The sequence below is a fragment of the Streptomyces sp. NPDC020958 genome (assembly GCF_055562175.1).
In genome coordinates this window covers 303726-318275 of the sequence record NZ_JBVHFU010000009.1, presented here as the reverse complement: position 1 = coordinate 318275, position 14550 = coordinate 303726, and the positions used below count along the sequence as shown (strand labels likewise).

Here is a 14550-nt window from a genome sequence, read left to right as displayed (position 1 = left end):
GGGCCCGGTGCGGCGAGTGGGGGTCCCCCCGGCCGGAGGCTGGGGGAGCGTGCATGGCGTCGCGGGGCAGGCGGGAATGTGACGACAGGGCCTAGTAGGGCAGGATGCGCCCGGAAGGCGTCCTGCGGTCGATCTCCTGCCCCCGGGGAGCGGGGCGACGAACGACGCGTACTCGGATCCGACCGTCCATGACGCCCTCCTCGTGCCGAACCGTGACCCGCACCCGGTGTCCGGTAGGAGGGCTCTGCCCCGCACGCGGCGGATCCAAGCCTCGTGCGGGGCAGCAAAGTTGGCGGGGTCAGGCGAGTCCGAGGCTGGACAGGGCGGTCGTCCAGTCGGTGATGATCGCGTCCTGGGCGTCGGAGAGGCTGACGGTGCCCGCGCAGACCGCCTTCTTGAGCTTGTTCTCGACGGTGTCCTTGTTGGCGGCGGTCGTGGTGCCGTACTCCGGCTCGGGCCAGAGGTTCAGCTCGCTCTTGGGGGCGCCGCCGAGTTCCAGCGGCACGAAGTGGTCCTCCTCGTAGTCGGAGGTGCTGGTGTCGGTGTAGCCGTACTCGACGATCTGCTTCTTCTTCAGCGCGGTGGTGTAGGAACTGGACGGGCGTACGGTCGCGGTCCAGCCGGAGACGCAGATGGTGGAGTCGATGGTGCTCTGGGTGACGTCGGGGTTGAGGTCACCGGGCTGGCAGCTGGGGTCGGGCAGCGGGAGGTAGGCCTGGCTGCACGACTGGGCGTGCGCCGTGCCGGTGGTGAGGGTGAGGCCCGCGAAGGCGAGGGCGAACGCGGAGACGGTGGTCACGAGGGGACGGCGTATTCGGGACATGTGGGGGTCTCCCGGGGAGGCGCCCGGCACGGTGCCGAGCGGACGTGAGCATGACAGCACCGCCAGGCTCTATGCGGGTAGACCTCTTTGCCCGCCCCGGGATTCCTTGGGCGAGAATTGGCCACGGCCGGGACAACCGCCCGCCAGACCATGGCCATGACTTGACTGTCGGGCACCCGGCGTTCACCTGGCCGCCGGGTCGGCCCCGCACCCCCGCGCACGAGACGTTCGACCAGTCGGACATCGTTCGAAAAGCCTTGACGCCCCCATGGACATCGTTTGACACTCTCGCAACGCGATGTCATCTCCTCGTAACGGCAAGGGACTTGCAGGGAGCCCCCCATGACGCACACCGCACGACCCCGTGGCCGCGCGAGACGCCGGGCGGGCCGTCTCGCCGCCCTGGCCGCCGCCGCCACCCTCCTCGCCCTCGCCGCACCGGCGCTCCCCGCGACGGCCGGGACCGGGGCCGCCGCCGAAGCCGGCGCCCCCGCCGACGGCCTCGCCCTCTGGTACCCCCTGGACGCGAACACCGGCAGCACCGTCCCCGACGCCTCGGGCAACGGCCGCGACGGCACGGTCGGCGGCACCGCCGACTGGTCGGCCACCGGCCAGGGCCTGGGCTTCAACGGCTCCGACACCTACGTCAAGGTGCCGGACGACGTCATGAAGGGCATGTCCGCCATCACGGTCTCCCTGGACGTGCGCATCGACTCCGCCCAGTCCACCCCGTACTTCCTGTACGGCTTCGGCAACTCCAGCGGCAGCAACGGCAACGGCTACCTCTTCACCACCGGCAACTCCTTGCGCACCTCCCTCGCCACCGGCAACTGGTCGACGGAGCAGACGACCAGGCCGTCCGACTCCCACAACCTGGCCCGCTCGGTGTGGAAGCACATCGCGTACACCCAGACCGGCACCACCGGCGTGCTCTACGAGGACGGCGCCGAGGTCGGCCGCAACACCTCCGTCACCATCACACCCGGCGCGATCGGTTCCGGCAGGACCGTCGCCAACTACATCGGCAGGTCCCTGTACTCCGGCGACAAGCTCTTCAAGGGCCGCATCCGCGACTTCCGCGTGTACGACCGCGCCCTCGACGGCTCCGAGGTGGGGCGACTCGCCCTGCCCGTCGACACCCAGGGCGTCGCCGACGACAAGGCGGCGCTGAGTCTCGGTGACACCGGCGCGGTGACCGCCGACCTGGACCTGCCGAAGACCGGTACCGCGGGCGGCTCGGCCGTCACCTGGTCCAGCGACCACCCCGGCGTCGTCTCGGACTCCGGCAAGGTGACCCGCCCCGCCGCCGGCTCCCCCGACGCCCACGCCACCCTCACCGCGACCCTCACCAAGGGCCCGGTCACCGACACCAAGGCCTTCGACATCACCGTCCTCGCCGACCCCGACGACGCCACCGCCGCCCGGCAGGCCGCCGACCAGCTCACCGTCCACCACCTCGACGACGTCCGCGGCAACCTCACCCTGCCCGCCGACGGCGCCCACGGCACGAAGGTCACCTGGGCCTCCGCCGCCCCGGACGTGGTCTCCCCCGACGGCACGGTGCACCGCCCCGCGCCCGGCGCCGGGGCCACGACGGTCGACCTGACCGCGACGGTCACCAAGGGCACGGCCACCGCCACCCGCACCGTCACCGCGCGGGTCCCCGAACTCCCCGCGAGGCAGGCCCTCAAGGGCTACATGTTCAGCTACTTCACCGGCGAGGGCACCGCCGACGGCGAACAGCTCCACGCCGCCCTCAGCAAGGGGAACGACCCGCTGAACTGGCGGGAGCTGAACGACGGCAAGCCCGTCCTCACCTCCACGCTCGGCGAGAAGGGCCTGCGCGACCCGTTCATCATCCGCTCCCCGGAGGGCGACAAGTTCTACCAGATCGCCACCGACCTCAGGATCTACGGCAACGGCGACTGGGACGCCGCCCAGCGCACCGGCAGCAAGTCGATCATGGTCTGGGAGTCCACCGACCTCGTCCACTGGACGGACCAGCGGCTGGTGCGCGTCTCCCCGGACAGCGCGGGCAACACCTGGGCCCCGGAGGCCTTCTACGACACGAAGCGCGGCGAGTACGTCGTGTTCTGGGCGTCCAAGCTGTACGACGACGCGGCGCACTCCGGCGACACGTACAACCGGATGATGTACGCCACCACCCGGGACTTCTACACCTTCAGCGAGCCCAAGGTGTGGATCGACCGCGGCTGGTCGGTCATCGACTCCACGATGATCCAGAAGGACGGCACCTACTACCGGCTCTCCAAGGACGAGCGGAACAACAGCTCCTCGACCCCCAACAGCAAGTTCGTCTTCGAGGAGAAGAGCGACTCGATCCGCAGCACCGACTGGACGCCCGTCGCCGAGGGCATCGGCAAGGGGGCGATGAGCGCCGCCGAGGGACCGTTGGTCTTCAAGTCGAACACCGAGGACAGGTGGTACGCGTTCCTCGACGAGTTCGGCGGGCGCGGGTACATCCCGTTCGAGACGACCGATCTCGACTCCGGGACCTGGACCCCGGTCGCGGACTACGACCTGCCCGCCAGGCCCCGCCACGGCACCGTGCTCCCGGTCACCAAGGCCGAGTACGACCGGCTGCTCCGCGCCTACCAGCCGGACCAGGTGGTGGAGAGCGTCAAGGACGTGCGGGTGACGACGAGGACCGGGCAGGCGCCGGTCCTGCCCGCCACCGTCATCGCCTCCTACGCCGACGGCGCCGACCGGCCCGTGGCCGTCACCTGGGACGCCGTCCCGGCGTCCGCGTACGCGCGGCCCGGCACCTTCACCGTCACCGGCAGCCTCCCGGACGGCACCGCGCTACCGGTGCGGGCCGAGGTCACCGTGTCGGAGGAGGGCCCCGACGTCCCGGCCGACCTGCTGCTGCACTACGACTTCGACGAGACCGGCGGCACCGTCGCCGTCGACTCCAGCGGACACGGCCACCACGGCACGTACGTCCGCACGCCCGCCTTCGGTACGGGAGTGAAGGGCGGCTCCTTCAAGATGTCCGGGGACGCGGCGAGTTCGCCGTACGTGAAGATCCCGAACGGGGTGCTGAAGGACGCGGACAGCGTGACCGTCTCGACGTACGCCAAGTGGAAGGGGGGTGACAGCTTCCAGTGGCTGTTCGGGCTGGGCCCCGACAGCGACAGGTACCTCTTCGCCACCCCGTCCAACGGCGGCTCCAGCCTCTACTCGGCCATCACCAAGGCGAGTTGGCAGGCGGAGTCGAAGCTGACGGCCGGCTCGCAGCTCACCCCCGGCAGCTGGCGGCACGTCACCGTCACCCTCGACGGCTCGACCGGCACGATGGTCCTGTACGTCGACGGCGTCCAGGCCGCCCGCACCACGACCACCGTCAAGCCGTCCGAGCTGTACGACGCGAGCAAGGACTACTCCGGCTACATCGGCCGCTCGCTGTACGCCGCCGACCCCTCCTTCGCCGGCGAGGTCGACGACTTCCGCATCTACGACCGGGCGCTGTCCGCGGCCGAGGTGATGGAGCTCAGCGGCAACACGGCGGGGATCGCCAAGGTCGCGCAGGCAGGCCTGAAGGTCGACGCCATCGTCGACGACGCGGACGGCAGGATCACGCTTCCGATGACCGAGGGCTCCGATCTCACCGCCCTGGCACCGGAGTTCACCCTCGCCCACGGCGCCGCGATCAGCCCCGCCTCCGGGAGCGTCCGGGACTTCAGCAAGCCGGTGACCTATGAGGTGACGGGCTCCGACGGCACGAAGCGCACCTGGACGGTCTCGGCGCTCCTCATGAGGAGCCCGGTGCTGCCCGGCCTCAACGCCGACCCGAACATCGTGCGCTTCGGCGACACCTTCTACCTCTACCCGACCACCGACGGCTACGACGGCTGGAGCGGGACGCGGTTCAAGGCGTACTCCTCCACCGACCTGGTGCACTGGACGGACCACGGGGTCGTCCTCGACCTGGGCCCGGACGTCAGCTGGGCGGACAGCAGGGCCTGGGCGCCGACGATCGCCGAGAAGGACGGGAAGTACTACTTCTACTTCTGCGCCGACGCGAACATCGGGGTGGCGGTGGCCGACTCACCGACCGGCCCCTTCAAGGACGCCCTCGGCAAACCGCTCCTCGCGGCCGGTGACTTCAGCGGCCAGATGATCGACCCGGCCGTCTTCACCGACGACGACGGGCAGTCGTACCTCTACTTCGGCAACGGCCACGCCTACGTGGTCCCGCTGAACGCCGACATGACGTCCCTCGACCCCGCGAAGGTCCGGGACATCACGCCGAGCGGCTACAACGAGGGCTCGTTCGTCATCAAACGCAACGGGATCTACTACTTCATGTGGTCGGAGAACGACACCCGGGACGAGAACTACCGGGTCGCCTACGCCACCGGCCCCTCCCCCACCGGCCCCTGGACCAAGCGGGGCGTGATCCTCTCCAAGGACCTCTCCCTCGGTATCAAGGGCACCGGCCACCACAGCGTCGTACACGTCCCGAACACCGACGACTGGTACATCGCCTACCACCGCTTCGCCATCCCGGGCGGCGACGGCACGCACCGTGAAACGACCGTCGACAGGCTGGAGTTCGACGCGAACGGACTGATCAAGCCGGTCGTGCCGACGCTCACGAGCATCGACCCGGTGACGGTCGTGCACGCGGGCCCGGACGCCGGCGGCACGGAAGGCGCCGCGATCACGCTCGCCGGCACGGTGTCGGGGGCCGGTCCCGCCAGGTGGACCCTCCCCGCGGGCGCCCCCTGCACGGTCGCCGACCCGGCAGCCGCCGCGACCACCGTCACCTGCACCGACAACGGCGTCTTCACCCTCACCCTGACCGGCGGCCGCAGCACCGACACCACCACGGTGACCGTCGCCAACGCCCCGCCCGCCGTCACCGGCGCCCGCGGCCACGGCGACCGGCACGTGACCCTCGCCGTCCGCTTCACCGACCCGGGCAGCTCCGACACCCACACCTGCTCCGTCGACTGGAAGGACGGCGGCCGCCCGGCGAAGGGCCGGATCAGGGGAGCCGACTGCCTGGCCGAGCACCGGTACCGCAGGCCGGGCGGCCACCGCCCGGTGGTCACGGTCGCCGACGACGACGGGGGCACGGCCACCGTGACGGTGCCCACCGGACCGCGGCACCGTACGACTGCCCGATCTCCGTACAGTCGTACGGTGCCGGTCCGTTGACGGATTAAGGTCGGCGGGTGACGAGCAGCAGCGCGACGCGTTCCCACGATCTCGACGGCACACCTCCGGCGACGGCCCCGCCGTGCGGGCCGGACCGGCTGTGGGGACGCGGTCACCCCGCTTCCCCGGGCACCGCGTCACCGGTCGCCGGCGTCCGGGAACGCCTCGTTCCGCCGTTCCCCGCGCCCGCCACCCACCTCTGGCGGCTCGTGGGCCTCGGCCCGGCCCCGGCGGCCCGGCTCGCGCGCGCCATGGCATGGCTGGGCCCGCTGCTCGTCGCCCTCCTGGCCGGCGTCCTGCGTTTCCGGCGCCTGGGGCAGCCGCGGGACCTGGTCTTCGACGAGACGTACTACGCCAAGGACGCCTGGGCGCTGCTGCACCTCGGCTACGAGGGCACCTGGCCGGACCGCAAGATCGCCGACCCGCAGATCCTGGCGCACCCCCAGGTGATCCCGCTCTCCGACACCGGCTCGTTCGTCGCGCACCCGCCGACGGGCAAGTGGGTGATCTCCGTCGGCGAGTGGCTGTTCGGTCTCGATCCCGTCGGCTGGCGCTTCATGACGGCACTCCTCGGCACCCTGTCGGTGCTGATGCTGTGCCGGATCGGCCGGCGGCTGTTCCGCTCCACGTTCCTGGGGTGCCTGGCCGGCGCGCTGCTGGCGATGGACGGTCTGCACCTGGTCATGAGCCGTACCGCCCTGCTGGACCTGATGGTGATGTTCTTCGCGCTGGCCGCGTTCGGCTGCCTGCTGCTCGACCGGGACCGGACCAGGGCCAGGCTGGCGGCGGCGCTGCCGGCCGACGCGGACGGCCGGGTCCGCCCGGACGCGGACACCGGTGACCGCACCGCCCTGGGCCCGCGGCCATGGCGGCTCGCGGCCGGTGTCCTCCTCGGCCTCGCGGCCTCCACCAAGTGGAACGGGCTGTACGTCCTGGTCTTCTTCACGGCGCTGACCGTGCTGTGGGACGTCGGCGCCCGCCGGGTCGCGGGCGCCCGCCGCCCGTACCGTGCCGTGCTGCGCCGGGACCTGGGCCCCTCGGTCCTCTCCCTGGTGCCGACCGCGCTGGGGACCTACCTGCTGAGCTGGACCGGCTGGTTCCTGTCCGACGACGGCTGGGGCCGTCACTGGGCGGACGGCCGGGGCGGCACCTGGTCGTGGATACCGGCCCCGCTGCGCAGCCTGTGGCACTACGAGTACCTGGTCTACCAGTTCAACGTGGGCCTGCACACGCCGCACAAGTACCAGTCGAACCCGTGGAGCTGGCTGGTGATGGGCCGCCCGGTGCTGTTCGCCTACGACTCCCCGAAGCCCGGCCGGGACGGCTGCACCACGGCGGCCGCCTGCACCCGGACCGTCCTCGCCCTGGGCACCCCGGCCCTGTGGTGGGCGGCCTGCCTCGCCCTGGGCTACCTGCTGTTCCGCTGGGCCCTGCGCCGCGACTGGCGGGCCGGTGCGATCCTGTGCGCGGTGGCCGCGGGATACCTCCCCTGGTTCCTCTACCAGGACCGTACGGTCTTCTCCTTCTACGCCGTCGTCTTCGTGCCGTACCTGTGCCTGGCCGTGGCGATGATGACCGGCGCGCTGGTGGGCCCCCCGGACGCGAGCCGCCACCGGCGCATCCGCGGCGCGATGGCCGCGGGCGCCCTCGTCGTGCTGATCGCCTGGAACTTCGTCTACTTCTTCCCGATCTACACCGGCCAGACGATCCCGTACACCGGCTGGCAGTCCCGGATGTGGCTGGACACCTGGATCTGAGGCGAACCCCGCTCACCTCAGGGCCGCGGGGCCGGCCCGCGGCCACGACACGCAGGACACGCTCGAGGGTCTCCCGCTTCTCGCCGACCGGCGCGGTGTAGTCGATCACGCGGCGCACGGCCGCGTCGCCGAGGGTCCGGGAGATCACCCAGGCGCCGAGGTACTGCGAGGCCATGCAGCCGCCCGCCGTGGCGATGTTCCCCTGGGCGTGGAAGGGGGCGTCCAACACGGTGACCCCGCTGGCCTCGACGAAGGGCCGGCTGACCGTGTCCGTGCACGCGGGCGTCCCGTCCAGCAGTCCCAGCCGGGCGAGCACGAGCGCGCCGGAGCACTGCGCCCCGACCAGCTGGCGCCCGGGGTCCAGCGGCAGCCGGGCGATCAGCCGGGCGTCGGCGACGACGTCCCGGGTCCGCACCCCGCTGCCGACCAGCACGACATCGGCCTCGGCGACGAACTCCAACGGCCGCTGCCCACGCACCTCCACCCCGTTCATGGACGTGACGACGGGCCCGGGCGTCGTGATGAACGCCTCGAGCCCGTCCTGGCGGCACCGGTTGCGCGTCCTAGGGGCGCGTGGTGGCCGTGGACCTGGGTTCGGTGCCCTCCGCCCGGAGGGAGGCCTTGTCGGGCTTCGGGCTGGGGGTGGGGCTGGGGGCGCCCGTGGCCGGGGCCTTCTTCTTGGGCAGGTGGCGGGGTACGACGTCCTGCGGGAAGGTCAGCTGGCCGTTCATCCACGTCAGGGCGGCGGGCATCTCCCGTACCCAGGTGGGGAAGTTGTGGCTGCCGTTCTCGGGGAGTATCGACACGACCTTCATGGGCGGCCTGACGGCCTTGATGAAGGCCTGGGTCTCCGGGTAGCCCTTCTCGCCGTGCTTGCTGTTGGCGACCAGGACGGAGACCTGCGGGACGGGCAGGTGCTTGAGGCGCCACATCAGGTCGTGACCGTCGACCCGGGCCTGGCGGCCGAGACCGCTGCCGAAGAGGTTGCCGGTGGTGGGGTCGTCCTTGACCCGGTAGTCGGGCGACAGGGCGGCGGCCGTGGTGTAGACGCCGGGGTTGCGCATCGTCAGCTGGAGCGCGCAGCTGCCGCCGGAGGAGTAGCCCATGACGCCCCAGGCACTGGCGTCGTGGCCGGCCCGGTACGCGGATTTGATCGCCTCGGGCAGGTCCTTGGCCAGGAAGGTCTCGGTCTGCGGTCCGCCCGGGACGTCCACGCACTCGGTGTCGCGCGGGGGCGCGACGGTGGGCCGGATCATCACCATGATCGTCGGCTGCATCTGGCCCTTGCTCTGCAGTTCGCCCGCGGTCTGCGAGACCCGCAGGTGCTGGGCGAGGTTGAAGATGCTGCCCGGGTACCCGCTGAGCGCGACGATCACCGGGAAGCGCATCCGGTGGTACGCCTTCTGGAAGTACTGCGGCGGCAGGTAGACGAAGGCCGGGTCGACCACGCCGGTGCGCCGGCCGATGACCTTGACCGACTCCACCCGCCCGACGGCCGCGGCCGGCCCGTTCGGCAGCCCGCTGACCCGGCGCAACTGCTCGTCGCCCGCGGGCTGGACGAGCGCCCCGCCGTGAACGGTGCTGATGCCGTTCACCGTGTTGTTCCCGCCGGCCGCCTGGGTCACGCCGACGGGTGCGGTGTCGACGTTCCCGAACAGCTCGTTCCAGGATCCGAAGAACTGGTACGACGAGTTCACCGCGCATGCGAACGCGGCGACGATCGTCACCTGTGTGACACCGATCGCGACCAGCCGGCCCAGCACCTGCCACAGTCCCGGTTTGGCGAACCGTGGCCAGAGCCAAACCAGCAGCGCCACGCACAGGGCGGCGAGCGCCACCGTCGCGTATACGGTCGTTCGACTGGTCAAACCCATGTCGTCAGTCCTGACTTCCCTGCCTGTGCACATTGCCTACGCACAGAAGGAGGGCCGGAGAGCCTTCCTCGTTCCGTAACGACGGATTCAGGAGAAAGTCATTGCCTGTTCCTTTATGTCACACGCGGGGACTTACCCAGGTCACACCGGGTCTTACCCAAGGGCAGGCCCTCGGTCCGGGCCCGGCGGGTGACCGCCGTCATTGACAAGCCGATCATCAAGGCTTGTCATGAACACATGCTTCTGACCGGGCGCCGTGCGCTGCTCGACGCCGCCCGGACCCAGGCGGCGACGCGCCCCGGGGTGCTCCTGCACGGCCCCGCGGGCATCGGCAAGTCCGCTCTCCTGGACGCCCTGGTGGACGCCCTCCTCGACCCGCTCGTGGACGTGGACGCACGGCCCGACGCGCTCGCGACCACCCCGGCCGTCCTGCGCTGCGCCCCCGCCGCACCCGACACGGGCCTCCCCTTCGCCGGACTCGTCGACCTGTTCGCGCCCGTCCCGGACCGCCGCCTGGACGCGCTGCCGCCCGAGCCGCGGGCGGCGCTGCGGGCGGCCCTGCTGCGCGGCCGGGAACCGGCCGACGGACGGGGTCTGCTCGCGGTCCGCCTCGCCGTCCTCGACGTGCTGCGCGCCCTGGCCGCGACGAGCCCCCTCCTGCTGGTCGTCGACGGCCTGCAGTGGCTCGACGAGCCGACCGCCGAGGTCCTCGCCTTCGCGATGCGCCACCTCCGAGCCGACCGCGGACCGGGCCCCGGCATACGGATGCTCGCCACCGAGCGGGTGGCGGACGGCGGCCAGCCCGGCCGGCTGCGCTGCTGCCCGGCCGGCACCGTCGAGCTCCCGGTGCCGCCCCTGACGGACGGCGAGACGGCGCGGCTCGTGCGCGCCGACCTCGACGCCGAGCTGCCCCCGGCGCTGCTGCGGGCGGTCCAGCAGACGGCCGGCGGAAACCCGTACTACGCGCTGGAGTTGGGGCGGGCCGCGCGGCACGCCCGGACGCCGGCCGGCTTCCCCGCGGCGCCGCCGGTGCCGCCGCGGCTGCGCGACCTCCTGCTCGCGGAGGCCCGTTCGCTGCCCGAGCCGGTGCTGCGCACCCTGCTCGTGGCGAGCGCCGCCGCCCGCCCCACCCTCACCCTGCTGCGCGCCGCCGGTCTCCCCGACCCCGCCGCGGACCTCGCTCGGGCCGAACGGCTCGGCATCGCGACGGCCGACGCCGACGGGGTCGTACGGTTCCACCACCCCGTACTGCGGGCGGCCGTGCACGCGGACGCCCCCGAGCACGGCCGCCGGCAGGCGCACGCGCTGCTGGCCCGGGCGGTGACCGCGCCCGTGGAGCGGGCCCGGCACCTCGCGCTCGCCCACCCGTACGAGGACGAGGCCACCGCCCGCACCCTGATCGCCGCGGCCGGGTCCGCCCGCCGGGACGGCGCCCCCGGCGCCGCCCACGACCTGGCCGCGCTCGCCGTCCGCCGCACCCCGGCCGGGCTCCCGGCGGAACGCGCCGAACGGCTGCTGGCCGCCGCCGAGTACGCCTGCGACGCCGGACTGACCCAGGAGGCGGCCGAGGCCGCCGGGGCGGTCCTGGCCCGGTCGGACTCCGCGGCGCGGCGGGTGCGGGCCCGCCTGGTCCTGCTGCGCGGCGCCGGGCAGGCCCTGGAGGGCGCCGGGGACCTGATCGAGGAGGGGCTGAAGGACGCGGCCGGGGATCCCGGCGCCGAGGCCGCCCTGCATCACTGGGCCGCCGTGCGGGGGCTGCTGTGCGGGGAGTTGGCGCAGGCGGCCCGGCACGCCCGGCGGGCCGCACGGCAGGCGGCCGCGGCGGGCGACACGGACACCGCGGTCGGGGCGCTGGCCACCCTCGCCCGGGTGCGGTCCCTGGGCGGGCGGCCGGACGCCGCCGACGCCGCGCTGGGCGAGGCGCTCGCGCTGGCCGGCGGCGCCGACGGCGGCCCGGAGAGCCGGCGCCTGGTCCGGATGCGGGCGATCCTCGCCCTGGACTCCGACCGGGTGACCGAGGCCCGCGACCAGGTCGTACGGCTGCTGGCGGCGATCGACGGGTCGGCCGGCGCGGAGGAACTGCTGGCGACCCGGGTGGCGCTGACCCGGATCCAGGTCCGTGCCGGGCACTGCCGGGAGGCCCTGCACACCGCGGCCCACTGCGCGCGCGTCATGGCCGAGGCGGCTCCGGCGCTGTACGCGGCGGCGCTCGCCGCGACCGCCGGCGGCACCGCCGAGGAGGCCCGGCGACTGGCCGCGCGGGCGGTACGGGCCTCGGAGGCCGACGGCGACCGGCTGTTCCTGCTGCGCGCGCTCGCGGTGCTCGGGCAGGCCGAACTGCTCGGCGGGGACCCGCGCGGGGCCGCGGCCGCCGTCGAGGCGTTGCAGCGGGTCAGGGAACTCGGCAAGGCCATGTCCGCCGCCGACCCGCCGCTGCTGCACTGGTACGCCGACCTGGCCGAGGCGCTGGCCGTCCTGGGCGAGACCGACGCGGCCGAGGAGGTGCTCCGCGACGCCCGGGCGCGGGTGACCGAGGGCGCGCCCGGCAGCGTACTGGCGGCGCTGGAGCGGGCGGAGGGGCTGCGCGAGGCGGCCCTCGGCCGGGCGAAGGAGGGGGCGGTACGGGTGCACGCCGCCGTCGACCTGTTGCGCCGGCTCCCGCTGCCCGTCGAACTGGTACGGACCCTGATCGCACTCGGCGCGGTCGAACGCCGGGCCCGTCGCCGCAACGCGGCGCGCGCGGCACTGGCGGAGGCCCTGGAGACGGCCGGCCGGATCGGCGCGGCGCCGCTCGCGGTCCGGGCCGGCGACGAGCTGGCCCGGCTGGACGCCGGGGAGCGCGGCGGCGAGGCGGGCGGGCCCGAACTGACGCCCACGGAGGCCAGGATCGCCGAACTGGTCGGCGGCGGGGCCACCAACAGGGAGGTGGCCGCCGAGCTGTTCATCAGCGTCAAGACGGTGGAGGGGGCGCTGTCACGGGTGTACCGCAAGTTCGGGGTGCGGTCCCGCACGGCACTGGCCCACGCGATGGCGGTCGCGGTCCTCGCGTCCGGAGCGGCGGCGGTCGACACCGCCGACGACGACCAACCCCGCACCGTGGCAACGTCCATGACGATCAGTCAGCCGCAGCGCCCGCGTGACCCGCGGACCCTGGACACCCGCCCTTAACACGCAACGCAAGGGTTCCCCCGCTTATGGGGGCGGGGCCGCAGTTCCTACGGTGAAGCCGTCCCGTTTCCGGGACACTCCCCACCCCCACCCACCGGAGGACTTCGGTGAAGTCTCGTCTGAAGCTGCTCGGCCTGGTCGCCGCGCCCGCCCTGGTCACTGCGGTCGTCCCCGCCGCCTACGCGGCGACCGCCCCGCACGCGGCGCGTGCGGCCGTCGCCGGGGACGTCCTGCCCGGCCTGAAGCAGGACGCCGCCCTCACCGGCAGGGTCGCCGCGGGCAAGCGCATATCCGTGGCGATCAGCCTGACCCCCAGAGGCGGCACGGCACTGGACACCTTCATCGCGAAGGTCAGCGACCCGCACTCCGCCTCCTACGGCCACTACCTGACGAAGGGCCAGTTCGCGGCCCGCTTCGGCCGGACCGACGCCGAGGTGAAGAAGCTGAAGGACTACCTGCGTTCGCAGGGCGTCACCGTCGGCAAGGTGCACTCCGGCAACCTGCTGGTCGACGCCAGCGGCACCGCCGCCCAACTGCAGAAGGCCTTCGGCACCCAGCTGTCCACGTGGAAGGACACCACGTCGGGCCGCTCCTTCTACGCCAACGACAGCGCGCCGACCCTGCCGTCCTCGCTGGCCGCCATCGTCAGCGACGTGGCGGGCCTCAACAACCGCGTCCAGCTGCACCACCAGGCGACCGGTCGCACCGTCTCCCCGCACAACGGCCCCGGCGGCGGCTACACCCCGGCCCAGCTCAAGGGCGGTTACAACGTCTCGGGCACGTACACCGGCAGCGGCCAGAAGATCGCGCTGCTCGAGTTCGACGGCTTCCAGCAGTCCAACATCACCAAGTACGACACCAACTACGGCCTGGGCTCGCCCACTCCGACGGTGTCCCAGGTGGACGGCGGCTCCGGCGCGCTCGGTGACGGCCAGGTCGAGGTGGAGCTGGACATCGAGGTGCTGCACGCGATCGCCCCGAAGGCGAACGTCACCGTGTTCGAGGGCCCGAACTCCGACGCCGGCGAGGTCGACACGTACCAGGCCATCGTCGACAGCGGCATCCCGACCACCTCGATCAGCTGGGGTGCCGCCGAGTCCGCCCGGACCACCTCCAACATCAACGCGGTGGACGCGGTCTTCAAGGCGGGTGCCGCCGAGGGCCTCGGCTTCTACGCGGCCTCCGGCGACGACGGCTCCGACGACGCGGGGGACGGCGGCACCTCCGTCGACTACCCGGCCAGCGACCCGTACGTCACGGGCGTCGGCGGCACCAAGCTGACGGTGACCTCCGCCAACGCCTGGAGCAAGGAGGTGGCCTGGTCCGGCGGCGGTGGCGGCAAGTCCACCGTCTTCAAGATCCCCAGCTGGCAGACGGCCGTCCAGAAGAGCGCGGGCGGCGGCTTCCGCCAGGTCCCGGACGTCTCGGCGCACGCCAACCCCAGCCCCGGCGTCTCCATCTACTCGCAGGGCTCCTGGTCCTCGGTCGGCGGCACCAGCGCGGCGGCCCCCGAGTGGGCGGCGTTCGCGGCCCTCTACAACCAGCAGGCGGCGGCCGCGGGCAAGGCCAACCTCGGCTTCGCCAACCCCGCCCTGTACGCGGCGAGCGGCACCGGCTTCCACGACATCACCAGTGGCAGCAACGGCGCCTACTCGGCGGCCTCCGGCTGGGACTTCACCACCGGCTGGGGCTCGTACAACGCCGCCACCCTGGCGTCCAAGCTCCTCGGCTGACCCCGGCCCCA

6 protein-coding genes and 1 pseudogene are annotated in these 14550 nt (G+C 72.9%); 4 read left to right on the top strand and 3 right to left on the bottom strand.

Annotated features, from left to right (window positions below):
* Positions 1-298: 298 nt before the first annotated feature.
* The gene (locus ACZ3KP_RS25955) at positions 299-823 is read right to left on the bottom strand and encodes a hypothetical protein (protein WP_467502020.1); all 525 of its coding nucleotides are present in this window, start codon (positions 821-823) and stop codon (positions 299-301) included.
* 342 nt (positions 824-1165) lie between these two features.
* Here ACZ3KP_RS25955 and ACZ3KP_RS25950 point away from each other — a divergent pair, with 342 nt between their 5' ends.
* A complete protein-coding gene (locus ACZ3KP_RS25950; RefSeq protein WP_467502018.1) occupies positions 1166-6007 on the top strand; it encodes a family 43 glycosylhydrolase in 4842 nt (1613 codons plus the stop codon).
* 17 nt (positions 6008-6024) lie between these two features.
* On the top strand, positions 6025-7764 hold the full coding sequence (locus ACZ3KP_RS25945; RefSeq protein WP_467502016.1) for a dolichyl-phosphate-mannose--protein mannosyltransferase: 1740 nt from the start codon (positions 6025-6027) through the stop codon (positions 7762-7764).
* A gap of 34 nt (positions 7765-7798) precedes the next feature.
* Here ACZ3KP_RS25945 and ACZ3KP_RS25940 read toward each other — a convergent pair.
* Positions 7799-8320, bottom strand: a pseudogene (locus ACZ3KP_RS25940) (type 1 glutamine amidotransferase family protein); the annotation flags it as partial.
* Between the two features lie 7 nt (positions 8321-8327).
* Positions 8328-9638, bottom strand: coding sequence for an alpha/beta hydrolase (locus ACZ3KP_RS25935; protein ID WP_467502014.1), 1311 nt, complete (start codon positions 9636-9638; stop codon positions 8328-8330).
* 237 nt (positions 9639-9875) lie between these two features.
* Here ACZ3KP_RS25935 and ACZ3KP_RS25930 point away from each other — a divergent pair, with 237 nt between their 5' ends.
* Positions 9876-12806 (top strand): helix-turn-helix transcriptional regulator, encoded by a 2931-nt coding sequence (locus tag ACZ3KP_RS25930; protein ID WP_467502012.1) that lies wholly within the window; start codon positions 9876-9878, stop codon positions 12804-12806.
* A gap of 107 nt (positions 12807-12913) precedes the next feature.
* Positions 12914-14539, top strand: a complete 1626-nt coding sequence (locus tag ACZ3KP_RS25925) for a S53 family peptidase (protein ID WP_467502010.1) — start codon at positions 12914-12916, stop codon at positions 14537-14539.
* The last annotated feature ends 11 nt before the right edge of the window (positions 14540-14550 follow it).